The 19,610-nt window shown below is 58.6% G+C and carries 15 protein-coding genes; 8 read left to right on the top strand and 7 right to left on the bottom strand.

Annotated features, from left to right (window positions below):
• Window positions 1-4 precede the first annotated feature (4 nt).
• Genes ACR0AM_RS13960 through ACR0AM_RS13950 form a run of 3 tightly spaced genes read left to right on the top strand, consistent with a single transcriptional unit; the run spans window position 5 to window position 2,447 of the window.
• A complete protein-coding gene (locus ACR0AM_RS13960) occupies window positions 5-505 on the top strand; it encodes an ATP-dependent zinc protease family protein (protein WP_480474514.1) in 501 nt (166 codons plus the stop codon).
• A complete protein-coding gene (rimK, locus tag ACR0AM_RS13955; protein WP_480474512.1) occupies window positions 502-1,407 on the top strand; it encodes a 30S ribosomal protein S6--L-glutamate ligase in 906 nt (301 codons plus the stop codon). Before ACR0AM_RS13960 ends, rimK begins: the two co-directional genes overlap by 4 nt.
• A gap of 5 nt (window positions 1,408-1,412) precedes the next feature.
• Window positions 1,413-2,447 (top strand): succinylglutamate desuccinylase/aspartoacylase family protein, encoded by a 1,035-nt coding sequence (locus ACR0AM_RS13950; RefSeq protein ID WP_480623220.1) that lies wholly within the window; start codon window positions 1,413-1,415, stop codon window positions 2,445-2,447.
• A 49-nt stretch (window positions 2,448-2,496) separates the two neighbouring features.
• Here the strand turns inward: ACR0AM_RS13950 and ACR0AM_RS13945 are convergent, their stop codons facing one another.
• A complete protein-coding gene (locus ACR0AM_RS13945) occupies window positions 2,497-2,820 on the bottom strand; it encodes an SPW repeat domain-containing protein (RefSeq protein WP_480623219.1) in 324 nt (107 codons plus the stop codon).
• A gap of 60 nt (window positions 2,821-2,880) precedes the next feature.
• Window positions 2,881-3,129 (bottom strand): EF-hand domain-containing protein, encoded by a 249-nt coding sequence (locus ACR0AM_RS13940; RefSeq protein WP_480623218.1) that lies wholly within the window; start codon window positions 3,127-3,129, stop codon window positions 2,881-2,883.
• 256 nt (window positions 3,130-3,385) lie between these two features.
• Between ACR0AM_RS13940 and ACR0AM_RS13935 the strand changes: the two genes are divergently transcribed.
• Window positions 3,386-4,252 carry a LysR family transcriptional regulator gene (locus ACR0AM_RS13935; protein WP_480494973.1) on the top strand — a complete coding sequence of 289 codons (867 nt, stop codon included), beginning with the start codon at window positions 3,386-3,388 and terminating at the stop codon, window positions 4,250-4,252.
• Between the two features lie 338 nt (window positions 4,253-4,590).
• Here the strand turns inward: ACR0AM_RS13935 and ACR0AM_RS13930 are convergent, their stop codons facing one another.
• From ACR0AM_RS13930 to ACR0AM_RS13915, 4 genes are all read right to left on the bottom strand, one after another.
• On the bottom strand, window positions 4,591-5,235 hold the full coding sequence (locus tag ACR0AM_RS13930) for a queuosine precursor transporter (protein ID WP_480494975.1): 645 nt from the start codon (window positions 5,233-5,235) through the stop codon (window positions 4,591-4,593).
• A 91-nt stretch (window positions 5,236-5,326) separates the two neighbouring features.
• Window positions 5,327-6,211 (bottom strand): esterase-like activity of phytase family protein, encoded by an 885-nt coding sequence (locus ACR0AM_RS13925; protein WP_480623217.1) that lies wholly within the window; start codon window positions 6,209-6,211, stop codon window positions 5,327-5,329.
• Window positions 6,184-7,047 carry a penicillin-insensitive murein endopeptidase gene (gene mepA / locus ACR0AM_RS13920; RefSeq protein WP_480474498.1) on the bottom strand — a complete coding sequence of 288 codons (864 nt, stop codon included), beginning with the start codon at window positions 7,045-7,047 and terminating at the stop codon, window positions 6,184-6,186. Before mepA ends, ACR0AM_RS13925 begins: the two co-directional genes overlap by 28 nt.
• A complete protein-coding gene (locus tag ACR0AM_RS13915; protein ID WP_480474496.1) occupies window positions 7,044-8,411 on the bottom strand; it encodes an MFS transporter in 1,368 nt (455 codons plus the stop codon). Before ACR0AM_RS13915 ends, mepA begins: the two co-directional genes overlap by 4 nt.
• Window positions 8,412-8,540: 129 nt before the next feature.
• On the opposite strand from ACR0AM_RS13915, the gene ACR0AM_RS13910 reads away from it, so the two are divergent.
• The 3 genes from ACR0AM_RS13910 (at window position 8,541) to yaaA (ending at window position 11,749) form a co-directional block, all read left to right on the top strand.
• Window positions 8,541-8,828, top strand: a complete 288-nt coding sequence (locus ACR0AM_RS13910) for a YggT family protein (RefSeq protein ID WP_170382138.1) — start codon at window positions 8,541-8,543, stop codon at window positions 8,826-8,828.
• A gap of 78 nt (window positions 8,829-8,906) precedes the next feature.
• Window positions 8,907-10,946, top strand: coding sequence for a DNA helicase RecQ (recQ, locus tag ACR0AM_RS13905; protein WP_480623216.1), 2,040 nt, complete (start codon window positions 8,907-8,909; stop codon window positions 10,944-10,946).
• A 32-nt stretch (window positions 10,947-10,978) separates the two neighbouring features.
• On the top strand, window positions 10,979-11,749 hold the full coding sequence (gene yaaA, locus ACR0AM_RS13900; protein WP_480623215.1) for a peroxide stress protein YaaA: 771 nt from the start codon (window positions 10,979-10,981) through the stop codon (window positions 11,747-11,749).
• Window positions 11,750-11,757: 8 nt separating this feature from the next.
• Here the strand turns inward: yaaA and ACR0AM_RS13895 are convergent, their stop codons facing one another.
• On the bottom strand, window positions 11,758-14,055 hold the full coding sequence (locus tag ACR0AM_RS13895) for a response regulator (protein WP_480623214.1): 2,298 nt from the start codon (window positions 14,053-14,055) through the stop codon (window positions 11,758-11,760).
• A gap of 115 nt (window positions 14,056-14,170) precedes the next feature.
• Between ACR0AM_RS13895 and ACR0AM_RS13890 the strand changes: the two genes are divergently transcribed.
• A complete protein-coding gene (locus ACR0AM_RS13890; RefSeq protein ID WP_480623213.1) occupies window positions 14,171-19,597 on the top strand; it encodes an alpha-2-macroglobulin family protein in 5,427 nt (1,808 codons plus the stop codon).
• Window positions 19,598-19,610 lie beyond the last annotated feature (13 nt).

Raw genomic sequence — 19,610 nt, 5'->3', positions numbered from 1 at the left:
CGCCATGGTCAAACAAACAGGATACCCCGAAGTCATAGGATGGCGCGAGCGGATCAGCCTGCCTGATTTCGGGATCGAGCATATTCCTGCAAAGATAGACACAGGTGCCAGAACCGCAGCCCTGCATGCCGTGGACCAGACCGTGTTCGAGGTTGATGGCGAACGATGGGTCGAGTTCATGATCCCGGTCCATAACCGCCGGTCATCGGGCCGGGTGCGTACGCGGGTTGTAGACGAGCGGGAAATCAAGAACACTGGTGGCATTCCGGAACGCCGGTTGATCGTCAGAACACAGCTTCTGCTTGGACGGCATCGGTGGCTAATCGACGTTTCGCTGGCCAATCGCGCGAGGATGGAGTTTGATCTGATCCTTGGCCGTACCGCCATTCGCAGGCGTGGGATCCTTGTCGATCCCGGCCACTCATATCTTCTGGATGCACGAAAAGACCCGAAAAAGATGAAGAGCAAGACAAGATCCAAGGACGCAGAAGGACGACATCAATGAAGCTTGTCATGCTTGCCCGAAATCCAAACCTGTATTCCCACCAGCGTCTGAAAGAGGCTGCTGAACAACGCGGGCACCAGTTGGATATCGTGAACACGCTACGCTGTTACATGAATATCGCGTCGCGCCGACCCGAGGTTTATTACGACGGTAAGAAGCTTGGGCGCTATGACGCGGTGATCCCACGGATCGGCGCTTCGGTCACATTCTATGGGCTGGCCGTGTTGCGGCAGTTCGAAATCATGGGTGTCTTTCCGCTCAACGAGTCGGTTGCAATTGGCAGATCCCGTGACAAGTTGCGGTCCATGCAGCTGATGGCACGTGACGGGATCGGATTGCCAGTCACCACCTTCGCGCATGACCCGAAACAGACCGACGAAGTTCTCAAACTGGCAGGGGACGCTCCGCTGGTGGTCAAGCTGCTGGAGGGCACGCAGGGCATCGGCGTGGTGCTTGCGGATTCAAACCGATCGGCAAAATCCGTGGTTGAGGCGTTTCGCGGTGCCAAGGTCAACATCATGGTACAGGAGTTCATCAAGGAAGCAGGCGGCACGGATATTCGTGCGCTTGTGGTCGGTGGAAAGGTGATCGCGGCGATGCAACGAAAAGGGGCAGAGGGCGAGTTCAGATCAAACCTGCATCGGGGTGGCAGCGCCAAGCCCATCAGAATCTCGCCCGAGGAACGCTCGACAGCCGTGCGTGCGGCCAAAGCGATGGGCCTGAATGTCTGTGGTGTCGATATGCTGCGGGCCAATCACGGTGCCGTGGTCATGGAAGTGAACTCCTCACCCGGGCTTGAAGGTGTTGAAAAGGCCACCGGCATCGATGTTGCGGGCAAAATCATCGAATTTCTCGAAAAGAATGCGGCCAAAGGCAACACGAAGACACGAGGCCGTGGGTAGAGGCGATGCGCGGTCCCTTTGAAATCGGGGGTTATCGCGTACCGCCCGGTACACGAACCACTCTGGATTTGCCGGTCAGCGTGCTGTCGGATCATACCCCAGTGAGCATGTCAGTACACGTGGTTCACGGCCGCCGCCCCGGGCCGGTCCTGTTCGTCAGTGCCGCCGTTCACGGCGATGAGGTGATCGGCGTGGAGATCGCACGGCGGCTGCTTCGGGCGCCACAGCTTGACAAGCTTGCGGGTACCTTGCTGGTTATCCCGATCGTGAATGCCTTTGGTTTCATGACACATTCCCGATACCTTCCTGACAGGCGCGACCTGAACCGATCCTTCCCCGGCAGCGAAGGAGGGTCGCTGGCCGGTCGGCTGGCGCATCTTTTCATGACCGAGATCGTCGAGCGGTCGGACCTGGGGATTGATCTTCATTCTGCCGCGATACACCGCACCAATCTGCCGCAGATCCGCGTCTCTCCGGCTTCGGATGTCACCCTCAAATACGCTGATGCGTTCGGTGCGCCTGTTGTGCTGATTTCAAAGCTGCGCGACGGGTCACTGCGCAAGGCCGCGCAAGAGCGTGGTGTGGATATCCTGCTGTTCGAGGGTGGTGAGGGTCTGCGTTTCGACGAACTGCCTGCGCGGGCGGGGGTTGCAGGCATCCTTCGGGTGATGAACGCAAAGGGAATGGTTGCCAAGCGTGGCATCGCCGCTGTGCGCGAAAAGCCTGTCCATGTCAGGTCAAGTTCGTGGATGCGCGCGCCCGCCGGTGGCCTGTTGCGGACTTTCAAAGCCGCCGGAGAATACGTCGCCGCTGGTGACCTGCTTGGACGCATTTCCGACCCGTTCGGAGAACTCAGGACCGATATCATCTGCGAAACCACGGGTATCATCGTTGGGCGTACAAATCTGCCTGTCGTTCATGAAGGCGACGCGTTGTTTCATATTGCTGAAACGACTGGTTCGGATGTCGAAATGCGGGTCGATACGATTGCCAGCCAGCTTGACGGCGATCCGATGTTCGATGAGGACGAGATCATTTAGATTTTGGAGCCAAAAGAAAACGCGGGGCAGTTGCCCGCCCCGCGCCAGCCTACAGGATCGCACGCAATCTGTTGCTCGCCAGCGCCTCCCAAGCGGCGAGCGCGATCAGCGCAGATCCCGTGAGCCAAGCATTTCCCACTGCCACACCATGACCGGTAAAATGCAGCACCTCCGGCGCGGCGATCAGTATTGCCCCGACCGCCAATACCGGAGCCACCCGTGCGAGAAGGTGGCCCCGGCCGCTAGCGCCTGACATGACCAACACACCAATACCGATCGTCATGAAGGCGAGCGACTCACGGTCAGACGAACCGTGAGCTAGGGTTTTCTGGCTGAACAGTACAAATGGGGACAGCACTAACCAGATACCCATCCCGGCAAGCATCCACCTGTAGGGTGGAGAGGGGTTTCTCATGTTCTTGGCAACCCCGGCTTATTCGTCACCTTTGGGATCAGGAAGCAACTCGGCTTCGATCGCGGCGACCATTTCTTCGTCATTGACGAAACCATCGGCATCCGTGTCAATTTCGGCAAAGCTCTCACTGGTAATATCGGGGTACTTTGTCTGTAGCTCGGTCAGCGAAGCCAGACCATCACCGTCCGTGTCCAGTCCTACCGGCAAGGCAGCGGCCGGAAGGGCAAGGAATGACGCGAGCAGAGCAACAACAGAAACTCGACTCATTTTGTTCTCCATCAGGGAATGGGCGGTTTACCCATTGAGGGGTTGGTGCAGCGCTAGGGTGTCGGAGGCTTATCTAAGGCAGACAGATTGCACCTGTTCCGCAGATCGGGTTGTCCACTTTGCGATGAAAACTGTTGATTGGCGGTCCGATCCGGTGGGGGCACTTTCGCGCTACAAAGCGTATATCGCACATTCGCATAGCGTTGAATAACGAATTTATATCGCCAATAATATCGAATATTCAAATAGGTGAACGATGGATATTGAACTCGCCCGAACCTTCCTTGCGGTCGTTGAAACCGGCACTTTTCTTGATGCGGCGGACAAGGTCCATGTTACGCAATCGACCGTTAGCATGCGAATCCGAACGCTCGAACAACAGCTTGGACAGCCCGTGTTTGAACGCAGCAAGTCTGGTGCGACCTTGACCATTGCCGGGCGGCATTTCCTCAAACATGCACAGGTTCTGGTGCGAACGTGGACCCAGGCCAAGCTGGATGCCGGTCTGCCTGCCTCGATGGCAGCTGCTTTGGAAATCGGCGCAACACCAAGCCTTTGGGACGGCTATCTGATCAACGCCCTTCCCGAGTTGATGGCGGCACTACCTGACGTCGCTATCCGGGCGACAGCGGCCCCGTCGGAAACACTCACGCGCGAGATCGAGGAAGGCAACCTGGATCTTGCCATCATGTACCGGCCGCGAAACGCACCTGGCTTGACCGCGCTCCAGCTTTTCGAGGACGAGTTTGTCCTTGTCAGCAGCGGCCCGGAAGCCCTCCCCGCTGATCTGGGTAACGCTTATATCCTGATAGACTGGGGCCCGGAGTTTCGCGCCGATCATATGCTGAACTTTCCAGGGCTTGATGCGCCGCGCCTTCAGTTGGGCATAGGCACCCTCGGCCTGCAATATCTTCGGTCGGTTCCCTCGGCCGGATATTTCCCAAGGCGCGTTGTCGAACCGGAACTTTGCAACGGGTGGCTCAAGCTGGTCGAAACGGCACCCAGATTCGCTTATGCCGCCTATGTCGTGTTCGATGAAAGTGAGGAAGAAGGATATCCAGGTCAGGCCGCTCGGCAGCTTTGCCAGACATCAAGTGCACGCGGCCAGGCACCGAAGCTTTGACAACACGTATTCACGCCTTTGCCGCGATCGGGTTCTAACATTGGATCGAACTCAGCCAGCCCCAGCGCATAGTGAATTTTGACCACCCCCAGAAGGTGACGGGAACAAAAAGGGCCGCCCCAGCAGGACGGCCCTTCGAAAGTTCAGGAGGTCGGGTCGGTTAGATCAATCGACCAGCCGGAGCGAGCGCTCCGCCAAGGGCTGCCCTAACGGGCGATCCCCCCGGTTGTTCCGACACCTCTCTCCAATCTCTTTCTTGACACTGGATCACCTCCTTTTCTATCTGTTGCGGTTGAAAAGAAGCGTGCCACAAGTTGTGCCATTCTCAAAGCGTTTTTTTACACAGGCTGCGCAGTCAGCCGCGCAACGATCACCTTGAACGGGATCAGGGCGATCAGCGCCAGTGAAAGCTTCACCATCCAGTCCGCAAAAGCCAGCGTCACCCAAAGCGGTGCCATCGGGCCGGACAGCATGAAAGGAACAGGTTCCCACGCCCAGTTGATTGCAGCGTCGGCATTGGCGCCGAAGAAGGTGACCGAAGCCGAAAAGGCAAGCGTGAAGAAGATCGCGGTATCCAGTGCCGACCCTACCAGCGTCGACACCAGCGGCGCACGCCACCAGCGACCACCGCGTAGGGAATTGAACACGGTAACATCCGTCAGTTGCGCGATCAGGAAAGCGGTTCCCGATGCAACGGCGATGCGCAGCGGTACGGCAGCATAGGTGAACCCGTCACCCTGCAACATGATCTGGCTGCCGATCAGCGAACAGATGACACCGGTGACAAATCCGGCAAACACGACCTTGCGGGCCGGACCAACGCCATAGACGCGGTTCATGATGTCAGTGACCAGAAAGGCCAGCGGATAGGTGAAAGCACCCCAAGTCAGCAGCCCGTCAAGGATCAGGAACTGGACCAGAATGTTCGAGGCCACAACAATGGCGGCCATGGCAATAATGCCGGGAATAAAGTTACGTTGCATGTTTTGATGCCCGTTTTGACAAGGTAGCGGCGACTTGGCCAAGGGACCGTCCCAAGGCAAGCCGTGCCTTTAGACCTTTGCCTGCGCCCTGTCAATCGGGCAGCAGGTATTCCACAAGTTCGGTCCGCTGCACCGCCAGAAAGTTGTCATCAGAGATCATCGTGGCGCGCAACAGGCCCTGCCCGTCGCGCCAGACCGACAATCCTTCGAGGTTGTCATGCGCGCCCGTTCCGGTTTCGAACAGGGTTTCCTCGGCGCCTGGGTTCTCGTTTACCACGACCCATCGCCGCAGTCGTGATCGGAAACCGACCAAGGATACCTTGCGTTCCAAAACGTAAAACCGCCCATCGGGACCGAAATCCGCGGCAACGGGTTTAAAGCCGCCACGCTGTGGCAGAACAAACGGGGTCGACCATGTGTCGCCATTCCAACGGTAAACCGGAATGTCCCCCTTAGCGGTGCGGTTCTTTTCCGGCAAAGTGTAAAGCCAGCCGCGTCCATCAATGGCCAGAGCTTCGAAAGAACCATTTTCGGCAAGGTTCCGGAACGCATTCGGGCGTGGCAATACGCGCGCGCTGGAGCCCGGCGCAAGGTAATAGGCGACACGGTGCACCCCTTCGAACGAGATGAATATCCCGCTATCCGGCGTCACTGCGATCCCTTCGGAGTCACCTACGCCGCCTTTCATGATGTGTCCTTGGCTGGACAGCACCGGCCATTGACCAAGAACGTGAATATCCGCGATCTGGCCTTCGCTCCGCTCAATCAGCGCAGTCACGATCCGCGCCCGGTCGCTAAGCGCAATCATATGGCGTCCGTCGTCCGAGATGTGAATCGCTGAAAACCCGCCAAACCAGCTTGCTGGATACCGCCAAACGAAACTATTCAGGTGGGCTGCGGATTTCACATCCAGCGCGGCGGCCACCGGGGCAAGAAACAGCGCTACACTCAGTTGGATTGCAAAACGGCGGAGCATTGTTGCGGCAAGTCGGACAGAACGTATTCCCGGCGTTTCTTCGGCGGCGGCGCATTCGGATCGGGTGGCGGCGGGTTCAGGATGTTGTGTACCCATTGACGGGCCTCAGCGCAGCCATCGCCCTTGGGGGGTGGGTCTTGATTCACGCAGCCCTTTGACCCTCTGGGACAGTTCAGTCGCACGTGGAAATGATAGTGATGTCCCCACCAGGGCCTAATCTTGCGCAGATAGTCGCGGTTCCCCTTTTCATCGTCGCACATCTGAACCTTGGCCCCAGGAAACACGAAGATCCGGGCGACGCGCTTGTCTTTTGCCGCTTCGCGCAACAGCGCATGATGCTGCTTGGTCCAGTTTCCGTTGACGTAAGCGCCATTGGAACGACGAAGAGAGATGGACGAGATATTTTCGCGCGACTTGCGGCTCAGGCGCATGTTATCGCCGGGCAACATCCAGACATCGATGTCCAGCCCCAACTGATGACTGCGATGGCCCGAGGTCATCGGCCCGCCGCGTGGCTGGCTGATATCCCCTATATAGAGACCGTTCCATCCCGGCTGGCTGGCTGCAAACCTGCTGAGGTCCTGAACGTAGTCAATCGTCTGCGGATGCCCCCAGTTGCGATTGCGCGACAAGCGCATTGCCTGCCATGTAGGCCCCGTTTCAGGCAGTTGAATTGCCCCCGCAGCACATCCGCGCGAATAACTGCCGAAAGCGGCCGGTTTTTGCTGGGAAGCTTGTTTCTGCGCCCCGAACAACTGCTTTGCCAGCGGTTCTGCCGCCGCAGTGCCTGCAAAAGCAAGCGCAGCCAAAACGATCAAAAAGCGTTTTATTTTCATCTGCTCTGATCCCCTTCAGGTCTCACCCAGCGCATCAGGAATAGACCCAGAATAAACAACAGAACGATGGGTGACACCCCCAGACGAGCGCTACCGGTCACCGTGGTTGCGATCCCGATCAGAAGTGGCGCAGCAAAGGCGGTGGCACGACCCGACAGACCATAAAGGCCAAAGCTCTCGACGGGGGTTGCCGGGTCCGTATGCCGGACCATCATCGACCGGCTACAGGACTGTAGAATGCCGCCCATGCCTCCGATCAGGATACCGCAGCCAAAGAAAACCACATCCGGCAAGCCTGACCCTTCGGACATGGCGATACCGAAAATCTGGGACCGGTCCATTGAGACGATGGTGATGCAGACAAGGATCAACACCCAGATCGCAACGATAATCACGGGCTTGGGGCCATATTTCTTATCCAGTTTGCCGCCCACCCAGGAAAAGGCCGCTGCGGCCAGAACGCTGACGATGCCGAAAACACCGATCTTGATCAGGTCCCATTCCAACACCAGCCGGGCATAGACCCCGCCAAAACTGTAAAGCCCGTTCAGCGCATCCCGATAGAACATGGATGAGCCCAGGTAACTGGCCAAACTGGTGCGATGGCGCAGGTTAGACACTGATTTTGCCAACAGTCGCAGCGCCTCGGCAACGCTGCCCTTTTTGTTTTTCGGTTCGTCGTCATGGACCCAAAGGAAGTAGGGCACCATGAACAGAATGAACCACCCAGCAGTAAACGGGCCAACAAAGCGCGTGCCCTGCTGTTGCGACGCATCCAGCCCAAACAAGGGGTCCATTCCGATCAGCGTTTTGCCGTTGGCCTGCTCCACAAACAGCGCAAGCATGATCGCCAGCGAGATCAGGCCACCGAAATAGCCAAAAGCAAAGCCCGAGCCGGAGATTTCGCCCACTTCGCTGTCATCACCCAGATCGGGCAGTTGGGAATTGATGAAAATCAGGGCGTACTCCGCACCGATGAAACCCAGACCGAAGGCAGACAGCATCAACCACATGTTCGAGCCATCGGGCATCGTGTACCAAAGCGCGCCGGAACCTACGGCGTACATCACGGAAAAGGCGAATATCCAGGGGATGCGCCGACCCGACACATCAGCCATCGCCCCCATCAGCGGCGCACCGAAGGCAATAATCAAACCGACTATGGTCATGCAGTTGGCCCAGACCACCTGTGCCTGTGCGTCTGCAGACCCTGCGTCCAGGCCGGATGCCAGATAATACTCCGCAGCGACGCCTGCGAAATAAGGGCCGAACACGAACGTTACCAAAAGGGTGTGATAGGGCTGACTGGCCCAATCGAAGAACCACCAGCCCCAGATACGCCTGCGCTTGGATATTTCTGCCATTTCTGCCCCTGTTTTCTTGTTGCGGTCATAAAACGGGGCTTTGGGGCAATTCGCAAGCGCAGAGTTCAGCCTACTTGCTCTTTGCTGAAAGGGTGCTTAGGTCTCGTCCAACAAGAAAACGGAGACCCCATGCTGTCGCTGATCCAAATCCTGCTGCTGATTCTGGACATTGTCTGGTTCATCATTCTGGCCCATGTGATCATGAGCTGGCTGATCAACTTTCAGGTGCTCAACCTGCACCAACAACTGGTCGCACAAATCTGGTACGGGTTAAATCGCATTTTAGAGCCTATTTACGGGCCGATCCGCCGCGTTCTACCTAATATGGGTGGGTTGGATTTGACCCCGCTGGTGGTGCTGATCGGCGTCTATGCCTTGCGGATCATCCTAATCAACAACGCGCCCTATTTCTACTGACCACTTGTTCACTGAATCTTAGTATGTGATTGTCCTGTCTTAAGAGCAGATAAACCTTAAAACAGGGCGCCCCCGCATATGTTCGACGCCGCACCCCTGCTGCGAGATGTCTTTGGATTCGACGCCTTCCGCCCTGGGCAGGAAGAGATTGTCGACGCCGTGAAGGCAGGTGAAAACGTGCTGGCGATCATGCCCACGGGTGGCGGTAAATCCTTATGTTTTCAACTGCCTGCCCTGCTCCGCGACGGGGTGACGGTGGTTATATCTCCACTCATAGCCCTGATGCGCGATCAGGTACGCGGCTTGCAAGAGGCCGGGGTCGAGGCCGGTGCGCTGACATCCGGCAACACGCCCGAGGAAACCGAGGCCGTTTGGGATGCGCTGGAGGACGGGCGGCTGAAGCTGCTTTACATGGCGCCCGAACGTCTGGCTGCCGGGTCTGCGCTTGGGATGCTCAATCGGATCAACGTCAGCCTGATCGCTGTGGACGAAGCCCATTGCGTCAGTCAATGGGGGCATGACTTTCGCCCTGATTACCTGCGGATCGGAGAGTTGCGGCGCGCCCTGAAAGTGCCGCTGGCCGCGTTTACCGCCACGGCGGACGCCGAAACGCAGGATGAGATTGTCGAAAAACTGTTCGATGGCATTGAGCCGCGCAAATTTCTGCGCGGATTTGACCGGCCAAACATTCATCTGGCCTTTGCCGCAAAGGACGGGCCGCGCAAGCAGATCCTTGATTTCGCAGATGCGCGCAAAGGCCAGTCCGGCATCGTTTATTGCGGCACCAGAAACAAAACCGAGGTGATTGCTCAGGCCCTGCGCGCCGAGGGACACTCGGCCTGCTACTATCACGGTGGAATGGACCCCGAAGATCGCCGCATTGTCGAAACCCGTTTCGCGCGTGAGGACGGGTTGATCGTCGTCGCCACAGTGGCTTTTGGCATGGGCATCGACAAACCCGATATCCGTTGGGTCGCCCATGCGGACCTGCCCAAATCGATCGAAGCCTATTATCAGGAAATCGGACGCGCCGGACGCGATGGCGGCCCGGCCGAAACGCTGACCCTGTTCGGCCCCGATGACATTCGCCTGCGGCGTTCACAAATTGACGAGGGTCTAGCGCCGCCCGAGCGCCGCATGGCCGATCATGCGCGCCTGAACGCCTTGCTGGGTCTGGCCGAAGCCTTGGAATGCCGCCGTCAGACATTGTTAGGTTACTTTGGCGAGACCACAGGGCCCTGCGGCAAATGCGATCTGTGCGACAGCCCACCCGAAGTTTTCGACGGCACAACTCCGGTACGTATGGCCCTGTCCGCGATCCTGCGGACCGAGGAGCGGTTCGGTACAGGCCATTTGATCGATATCCTGTTGGGAAACGAGACCGACAAAATCCGCGCCCGCCGCCATGAGGATTTGTCCACTTATGGCATCGGAAAGGATTGGACGCGCCCGCAATGGCAGGCCATTTTCCGGCAGATGATGGGCCACGATCTGGTCCGCCCCGACCCCGACCGTCACGGCGCATTGCGCATGACCGAGGCGGCCAGACCGATCCTGAAAGGCGAGGCGCAAATCAACCTACGCAAGGATACGTTGCGCAATGCGGTACGTCGGCCTGCGGTCAAGGCAATGGTTTCCGAAGAGGACGCCCCGCTGCTGTCCGCGCTCAAGGCCAAACGCCGTGCCCTGTCTGAAGCTGCACGTGTTCCGGCCTATGTGATCTTTCCCGACCGCACGCTTATCGAGATGGCCGAAAAGCGCCCTGTAACGCTGGACGATATGGCCCGGATCGGCGGTGTTGGCGCCAAAAAGCTGGAACGCTATGGCGATACGTTCCTTGAAGTAATCGCGGGCGAAGCAAGAAGCGTTCATCCGGCGCGCCGAAAACTGGCTGGACGCAATCAGGGTGAGATTTACGACCGTTTGATGGAAGTTCAGTCCTTGCTGTCGCGCGGTCCAGCCGGGATCGACAAGCCCCTGACCTGCTCGGCCTCACAATTGGCAAAAGTTGCGCAACTGCGCCCCGATGATCCCCGTGGAATTGCACAGGTGCTGGGTGATCGACGTCACGAAAGGTTTGGCGCCGCTTTTCTGGACGTGCTGCGTGAGGCGGGCTAGATACCCCCGAACAGGCAAGAAAGAGGGCGGATATGCTGATCGTGATTTCCCCGGCCAAACGGCTGGACTGGGCAGAGCGGAATGTCGGGGTAACGCAGCCCGATTTTCAGGAGGATGCGATCCGGCTGTCCAAAACCGCTCGCAACCTGACGCTGGGTGATCTGAAGAAACTGATGGACCTGAGCGACGATCTGGCACGCCTGAACCGCGACCGGTATCGCGCTTTTTCGGATGCACCCGACGCCAAGGTCACACGCCCGGCTGCGCTTGCTTTTGCTGGCGACACATATCAAGGGCTTGAAGCTGCTTCGCTGGACGAAGACGAGCTGTTATGGGCGCAAGACCACTTGCGCATCCTTTCCGGCCTTTATGGAGTGTTGCGGCCACTCGACGCGATACAGCCCTACCGGCTTGAGATGGGCAGCAAGCTGAAAACCCGAAGAGGGAAGAACCTTTACGAATACTGGCGCGATCAGCTCAGCAAGGCACTGAACGCGCAAGGAGCCGAAATTAACAGCGACATTCTGGTGAATTGTGCCAGTCAGGAGTATTTTGGTGCGGTGGATTTGAATGCCCTGAACCTGCGCGTCATCACACCGGTCTTCATGGAAGATAGGGGCGGCACCCCAAAGATTGTGAGCTTTTTTGCCAAAAAGGCACGCGGTGCCATGGCGCGGTATGTCATCCAACACCGCCTGACCGATCCTAAGGCGCTGCTGGATTTCGACAGTGGCGGCTATGAATACCGCCCTGATCTGTCGGAAGCGGATAAGCCCGTTTTCGTCAGACCATATGCGGCCTGAAACCCAGGTCACTTGAACTTGCAACCCGGTGTTAATCGCCTGAAGAGTCCGCCAGGCGAGGTTGGGTCCGGGTTTGCGCCACGCTCACGCCGGGCTTTGGCGCCGGGCATGGTGTCTGCGACCGAGCAGACGCAATCGGGTTGGTGTTGCAGGATCATCTGGTGAATGCGGTTCTTGTGTAGCGGTTTGGTCAGGTAGTGGTCCAAGCCGGCTGACAGAATTCCCTGATCATCCCCCGCCATGGCATGGGCCGTCAGGGCAACGATTGGAACGTGGCGACCAGTTGAAACCTCGAGCCTGCGAATTTCCGCTGTTGCCTGTTTGCCGTCCATCTTCGGCATGGAAATATCCATGAAGATCAGATCCGGCTCGAACTCCTGATAGATCTCAACCGCTTCAATCCCATTCGAGGCAAAGCGAAGATCGATATTCAGATCCTTGACCATCTTCTTCAGGATCAATTGGTTGGTGCGGTTGTCCTCGGCGGCAAGAACCCTCATGTGTCGGGGGTGCACAGATTCAGAATCTTGCTTTTTAGAGACTGTTTTGTCCACATCCAGAGCGCCCCTTTCCAACGATGTGCCGTCGAGTGCCATCAGCCTGCCATACAACTCGGATCGAGGGATGGGTTTCTGCAAGACACCGTCGATCAGGTCACGGGCAGGATGCGCGTGAATCAAACCGGGGCTTGCAGACATCACGACCACCGGAATGTCACCCCACCCGCGATCCCTGAGCGCGACCGCAAGATCCAGCCCATCCATATCCGGCAGATCGTGGTCACAAAGAACCAGATCAATCTGATCATTCATCTGTGACAGCGCCTCGGTCCCCGACGTGCAAACCGTCACCTCAGCCCCCAGTCGCCCAAGCTGTTTGGCAAGAATGGCCCGGTTCACGGCAAGATCTTCGACCAGCAGGACATGTTTCAAACAATCCGCCAGGTTCGGAGGTTCGGGTCGCGGGCCTTCTACCGTGGGCAGTGTCACGCGAAAACCGAAACAGGATCCCTGGTCCGGCTCGCTTTCGACCCAGACCGTGCCACCCATCAAGGTGATCAGCCGCTTGGTGATGGCAAGGCCAAGCCCGGTGCCTTCAAATTGGCGGTTACGCTCGTCTTCGACTTGATTGAACTCGCCAAAAATATGGCCGGTTTTTTCTGCGTCGATTCCAATACCGGTATCTTCGATCGCAACATGGATATCACAGATCTGCGCATCCGGATTGGGCACCCCTGTCACCCGGACCAGCACATACCCTTCGGAGGTGAACTTGACGGCGTTGCCGACCAGATTGGTCAGAACCTGCCGTATCCGACCAGGATCGCCCACAAAAAGGGTTGGCAAGAACAAGTCGTAATCAACCAGCAATGTTAGGCCTTTATCGCGCGCACTGGGCTGTAGCAGCATCGCAACCTCAAGAATGCAGCGTTCAAGATCGAACTGCTCCGGGTGCAGAGCCAGCTTGTCCGCCTCAATCTTGGAATAATCCAGCACGTCGTTGATGATCACAAGCAACGCCTCGCCCGAATTGCGGATCGTGTTGACGTATAGCCGCTGCTCTTCGTCCAGCGTTGTCTCGTCCAGCAATTCGGACATGCCAACGATGCCGTTCATCGGAGTACGGATTTCATGGCTCATATTGGCCAGAAAGGCCGACTTGGCCCGGTTTGCCGCTTCGGCTCGCTCGCGCGCCGCCTTAAGCTCGATTTCATGCCGGACCGACGCTGTGATGTTGAGAGCAAGGCTCACCATATCATTGCCGCTGCCGCGCTGGTCGATCAGGCGGATATAGTGACCGTTCCAAAGCTGCATAACGATTGGAGGCGGGTTGGCGCGGCTCCAGCGGGCCAGCATTCTGTCCTGCCAGTCTTCCGCGGATTCGTCCCCGATATCGACAATACCTTCTGACGTCAGCAAATGCAGAATGCGCGGGTATGATATTCCCGGCGCGACTTCGTCCAGACCTTCAAAAACGCTCAGATACGCGGTGTTTGCGCCGATCAGCCGGTTGTCACCGTCAAAAAAGGCAAATCCGTCCTGTATTGTCTGAATCGAGTGCCACAAGCGGCGTTCGGCAACCTCGATCTTGGCGTTGGCCACGCAGAGGTCGGATTTGACCTTTTCGTTTTCATCCCGAACGGTTTCAACCTCAGCCTGCGTTTCGCCAATTCGTTTGGTCAATGCCATGGCATGTTGACCCAGTTTGCGATTGGCTGCCGAAAGCTCGGCCTGTTTCAGGGCCAGCATCCGTTCAGCTGCCAAACGCGCGCGCCGTTCCTGTGCCAATTTATGTGCAAGAGTCATTTGATTGATTCCAGAACGCTCTGCGCACAGCATCCCGGCAGAGGATGAAAAACTGTTTAAGCCGTTGCACAACAGGCGCACGCCATGCAACGCTGTGCCCAAAGAGGAGGGCACCATGCGCCGCTTTGTTTTTATTTCAATAACTTACATCATTTCACTTTTAGTCTTGCCCAGCGCCACCCAGGCGCAGGATGCAGTGCCTGATTTCCGCTATGTCACGACGCGGGACGCAGATTTTTACGGCTCGGATCTGGATGCCCTTTTCGATACCGATCTGAAGTCCTGCATTCAGGCCTGTTCCGCCAATACGCTTTGCACTGCGTTCACCTACAACACCCGATCCAATGCCTGTTTTCCAAAAAGCGGTGTAAACCGGCAAGAGGCCTATCAGGGGGCAGTATCTGCGCAGAAAGTAACTACCCCAGATCAGACCCAAGCATTGGCTGATGCGCGTGCAAACGCGTTAAGCGCACTTGGTGCCGCCGACCTGAAGCAAGCCGTTGATCAGGCGCGCGATCTGGGCTTTGTTCATATGGCGCAAGGTAACGACCTGCAGGTTGTTCTGGACGCGGCACGCAGCGCCGGCAGCCCGCGACTGGCAATGATTTGGACTGGTGTGGCCGTATCGCTCAGTGACGCGCCCGATCTATGGGTGGAATACGCGCGCTTGTTATTGGCGATAAACCCTACGGACCGGAGTGAAGGGCGCGATCTGCACAACCGTGCGCTGAATGCCGCAACCAATGGCTATTTGCGCGCGGACGCTCCCGGCACGCAGATTGCCGCCCTGATGACATTGGCCCGCGCCCTGGAAGAGGTCGAGCGCGGGCGCGATATGATCCCCGTGCTGCGGCTGGCCCAGGAAATCCAACCGCGCGAGGATGTACTGGCCGCGCTGAATGATGCCATCGGGAAATACGGGTTTCGCGTGGTCGACAGTTCTGTTGAAAGCGACGCCGCCGCGCCGCGGATCTGTGTTGAGTTTTCGGAACCGCTGGTCAAGGCAGGGGTCGACTATGACCCGTTTGTCCAGCGCAATGATGACGGGTTGGTGGTACAGGCTGAGGGCAGGCAGCTTTGCGTTGACGGTGTCGCCCATGGTCAGCGTTATCACCTGACGCTACGCGAAGGCTTGCCCTCCGCCTCGGGCGAGGCGCTGAACCGCAATGTTGAGCTTGCCCATTACGTGCGAGACCGGGCGCCTTCGGTCCGGTTTCCCGGGCGCAGCTACGTTCTGCCGAAATCCGCTGATGCTGCGTTGCCCGTTGAAACGGTCAACGTCACCGAGCTGAACTTGATCCTGCGGAGGGTCAGCGACCGGAACCTGTTGCGCGCGGTTCAGCAGGATTTCTTCGGTCGCCCGCTCAGTGAATGGCAGGAAGCAGAATTTTCCGATGAAATTGCCGAGGATATCTGGACCGGTACCGCCGAAGTGGCCAACGAACTGAACCAGACCATGACGGCGCGCCTGCCAATAGCCGAGGCGATCGCGGATCAGCCCGCCGGCATCTATGCGCTGACCGCCCGTGTTCCGGGGGCTGATCCCTATGACGACCCGGGCGCAACGCAATGGTTTGTTCTGTCCGATCTTGGGATCAGCAGCGTGCTTGGCACCGATGGATTGCACGTCACGGTGCGCGGGTTGAGCGACGCGGCACCCCGTGAAGGTGTCGAGGTTTCACTGGTCACAAGCGCAAATGCGGTCATCGCCCAAGCGCGAACGGATGAATCAGGTTATGTCATGTTCGATCCCGGCCTGACACGGGGCAAGGGGGCAAGTGCGCCCGCGCTGGTGATGGCATCGACCGGGGACAGCGACTTCAGCTTTCTATCCCTGACCGATCCTGCCTTTGACCTGTCAGATCGTGGTGTTGAAGGGCGTGCACCTGCGGGGCCGGTCGATGTTTTTCTAGCCACGGATCGCGGCGCATATCGGGCCGGAGAGGTGATACACCTCACCGCCTTGTCGCGCGATGGTGAGGCGCAGGCTATCGAGGGCCTGCCCCTGATTGCGATCCTGTATCGCCCTGACGGCGTGGAATACCGCCGAACCGTCTCGGATGGCGGCGTCGCCGGGGGGCATATCTTTGCCCTGCCTGTTGCGGCAGATGCACCACGCGGCGCTTGGCGGATCGAGATCAGGTCTGATCCCAAAGGCGATGCGCTGGCGCGACAAACAGTGCTGGTAGAAGACTTCCTGCCGGAACGTATAGATTTTGAGCTGACCCTGCCGGACGCGCCCCTCCGTCCTGGCGACAGCCCTCCGCTTTCGATCGACGCGCGCTATCTGTTTGGTGCGCCGGGGTCGGACCTGAGCATCGACGGTCAGGTTATCGCACGCCCGGCGGACACAGTGCCGGGCTACGACGGGTATCGCTTTGGCCGCTATGACGCCGAGACATCGATCAAAAGCACCTATTTTGGTGACACGCGTACAGATGCAAACGGCAAAGCATCGATTGCCGTTGAAATCCCTGTGTTAGAGACGGAAAGGAAACCAATTGAAGCCGAGGTTATTGCGCGACTGGCTGACGGCTCAGGCCGCCCTGTTGAACGTCGCCTGAGCGTTCCTGTCCTGCCGCCGCAACCTGTGATCGGTGTCAAACCCCTGTTCGAGGACGTACTCCCCGAAGGTACCGAGGCCGCGTTTCAGATCATCGGCCTTGCACCCGACCTGAGCCCCAGCCCGATGCGCCTGCGCTGGACGCTGAACAAGATCGAAACGCGGTATCAATGGTATCAGCTTTACGGAAACTGGAATTGGGAACCGACAACCAGACGCACTCGCGTTGCCACCGGAGAGATTGACGTCGCCACTATTCCTTTGACGTTGTCCCAGCCCGTGGACTGGGGCCGTTATGAACTGGTGGTCCAACGTATTGATGGCACCTTTACGGAAACCGCTGTCGATTTCCACGCAGGCTGGTATCAGGCCGCAGATGCTTCGACCACGCCTGACCGGCTTGAGATGTCGCTGGATCGCGACAGCTATCGCGCCGGGGAAACCGCACAGCTGCGCATTGTTCCGCGCATGGCAGGTATCGCCCAGGTCGAAGTGCTGTCGAACCGCCTGATCCATCGCCAGATGGTTGCCGTAGAGGAGGGCGAGACAGTTATCCCGATAGAGGTGACAGAAGATTGGGGGGCAGGTGCCTATGTCACGGCCACGGTGATCCGACCGGTGGATGTTGCGGCCGGTCAGAACCCGGCACGCGCCATGGGCGTCGCCTATGCTGCCATTGATCCTGCGGATCGCACGCTGTCGGTTGCCATTGATGTGCCCGAGGTAACCTCGCCCCGTCAAACACAGAAGGCCCTTGTTAGGGTCGAAAATTTTATAAGCGATGATCCAGTGTGGCTGACCCTTGCCGCAGTGGATGTGGGCATCCTCAACCTGACGGGGTTCGAAAGCCCAAACCCGCAAGAGTACTATTTCGGGCAACGTCGGCTGGGTGTGGACCTGCGTGATGTTTACGGCCGGCTGATCGACGGCATGAACGGAGCGATGGGTACGGTTCGCTCTGGCGGCGACAATGACAACGGGATGCGCCGCCAATCCCCGCCACCGACGCAAGATCTGATGGCGGTGTTCAGCGGCCCGGTTCAGGTCGGTGCGGATGGAAAGGTTGAGGTCGACATCCCCCTGCCCGCCTTCAATGGTACGGTCCGACTGATGGCCGTCGCGTGGTCACAAAAAGCCGTCGGGCAGGCCGAGGCGGACATGATCGTCCGCGACCCGGTGGTGGTTACGGCCAGTCTGCCGCGGTTTCTGGCCCCAGGCGATCAAAGCCGGATGCGTCTTGAGATCGTCCATGCGGATGGCGCATCCGGAGACATAGCGCTTGGCCTGACCACCACTGGTGGGCTGGAACTAGGCCCGGTACCAGCACGCTTTCAGCTGGAGGATGGTGGTAAAGCGGTGTTCGACATCCCTGTTACAGCCCATGTCATTGGCGATCCAGAGATCAGCGTTTCCATCACCACGCCAGACGGGCGCGATCTGTCGCAAACCCTGCGGATGCCGGTGCGGGCCAACGATCGCGTAATTGCCCGGACACGGCGCTTTGCGCTGGGTGCGGGTGACAGCTTTCTGTTTTCGCAGGATGTTTTTGATGGGTTTCAACCCGGCTCGGCCAAGGCCATCCTGTCCGCCGGAGCACTAGCAAAGTTCGATATACCCGGCCTGCTGGATCAGTTGAACCGTTACCCTTATGGCTGCACCGAGCAGATCACCAGCAAGGCGCTGCCGCTGCTTTACCTGTCATCTGTTGCGCAGGCCTCGGGGCTGGGCAATGACCCGGAGGTGAATCAACGCATCACGGAATCAATCCGAAGCATCCTGTCTCGTCAGGCTGCGAACGGTGCCTTTGGCCTGTGGCGCGCAGGCAACGGTGATTTCTGGCTGGACGCCTATGTGACCGATTTCCTGTCGCGCGCCCGTGCGCAGGGGAACCCGGTGCCGGATCGGGCTTTTGCGCAGGCCATGGATAACCTGCGCAATCGGGTCAATTATGCGCCGGATTTCGACGAAGGTGGCCAGGATATCGCTTATGCCCTGATGGTTCTGGCGCGGGAAGGCGCGGCGGCGATGGGCGATCTGCGCTATTATGCGGATGTCAAAGGGGATGCTTTCGACACGCCGTTGGCCGCCGCACAACTGGGCGCTGCGCTGGCGTCGTACGGGGACCAGACCCGCGCAGACGCGATGTTCGCCCGTGCGGCGCGGATGCTGCACCAGGTGCCGAACGATCAGGAAAACCACTGGCGCGCGGATTACGGCACCCGCCTGCGGGATGCGGCGGGCCTGCTGACCCTGGCGGTAGATGCAGGCAGCGAGGCGATTGACCGCAACGCATTGATCCAACGGGTAAGCACGGGCCGCACTCCCCTGTCCACGCAAGAGGCCACATGGTCCCTGCTGGCGGCGCACGCGCTGGTGTCTGATCCATCCGGCTCCGGCTTGACGGTCAATGGCGTGTCAGTTTCCGGCCCCTTTGTTCAGGTACTACAATCCGGGCAGGCGGAAGAGGTCAACATCACTGCAACCGACGGTCAGACAACCGATATCACCCTGACGGTGACCGGGATCCCCGAGGATCCGCCTGGGGCCGGTGGCACCGGCTATGCTATTGAACGGCAGTATTATTCGATGGACGGCGATCTGATTGACGCGGGCCGATTTGCCGTGGGGGACCGGTTCGTCACGGTTCTGACGGTCACGCCGTTTGAAAGGGGTGGGGCGCGTCTGATGGTGGACGATCCTCTTGCCGCCGGGATCGAGATCGACAACCCGAACCTGCTGCGATCGGGCGATGTACGGTCGCTGGACTGGTTGAATCTGTCTGATGCCACGCATACCGAGTTCCGATCGGACAGGTTCCTGGCTGCGGTTGACCTGTCGGGGCACCAGACCGTGACGCTGGCTTACGTCGCCCGTGCCGTCACACCGGGCGTGTTCCACCATCCGGCGGCCTCGGTCGAAGATATGTACCGCCCCCAGAACCGCGCACGAACGGCGACGGGACGGGTCGAGGTGCAGTGACCGGCCATCGTTC

This window comes from Ruegeria sp. AD9 (assembly GCF_056542305.1).
This window is presented reverse-complemented; position numbering and strand designations above follow the sequence as displayed.

Coding starts and splice junctions, on each gene's coding strand:
- ACR0AM_RS13960 (WP_480474514.1), top strand. CDS start 5: ATGGTCAAACAAACAGGATACCCCGAAGTCATAGGATGGCGCGAGCGG.
- rimK (WP_480474512.1), top strand. CDS start 502: ATGAAGCTTGTCATGCTTGCCCGAAATCCAAACCTGTATTCCCACCAG.
- ACR0AM_RS13950 (WP_480623220.1), top strand. CDS start 1,413: ATGCGCGGTCCCTTTGAAATCGGGGGTTATCGCGTACCGCCCGGTACA.
- ACR0AM_RS13945 (WP_480623219.1), bottom strand. CDS start 2,820: ATGGGTATCTGGTTAGTGCTGTCCCCATTTGTACTGTTCAGCCAGAAA.
- ACR0AM_RS13940 (WP_480623218.1), bottom strand. CDS start 3,129: ATGAGTCGAGTTTCTGTTGTTGCTCTGCTCGCGTCATTCCTTGCCCTT.
- ACR0AM_RS13935 (WP_480494973.1), top strand. CDS start 3,386: ATGGATATTGAACTCGCCCGAACCTTCCTTGCGGTCGTTGAAACCGGC.
- ACR0AM_RS13930 (WP_480494975.1), bottom strand. CDS start 5,235: ATGCAACGTAACTTTATTCCCGGCATTATTGCCATGGCCGCCATTGTT.
- ACR0AM_RS13925 (WP_480623217.1), bottom strand. CDS start 6,211: ATGCTCCGCCGTTTTGCAATCCAACTGAGTGTAGCGCTGTTTCTTGCC.
- mepA (WP_480474498.1), bottom strand. CDS start 7,047: ATGAAAATAAAACGCTTTTTGATCGTTTTGGCTGCGCTTGCTTTTGCA.
- ACR0AM_RS13915 (WP_480474496.1), bottom strand. CDS start 8,411: ATGGCAGAAATATCCAAGCGCAGGCGTATCTGGGGCTGGTGGTTCTTC.
- ACR0AM_RS13910 (WP_170382138.1), top strand. CDS start 8,541: ATGCTGTCGCTGATCCAAATCCTGCTGCTGATTCTGGACATTGTCTGG.
- recQ (WP_480623216.1), top strand. CDS start 8,907: ATGTTCGACGCCGCACCCCTGCTGCGAGATGTCTTTGGATTCGACGCC.
- yaaA (WP_480623215.1), top strand. CDS start 10,979: ATGCTGATCGTGATTTCCCCGGCCAAACGGCTGGACTGGGCAGAGCGG.
- ACR0AM_RS13895 (WP_480623214.1), bottom strand. CDS start 14,055: ATGACTCTTGCACATAAATTGGCACAGGAACGGCGCGCGCGTTTGGCA.
- ACR0AM_RS13890 (WP_480623213.1), top strand. CDS start 14,171: ATGCGCCGCTTTGTTTTTATTTCAATAACTTACATCATTTCACTTTTA.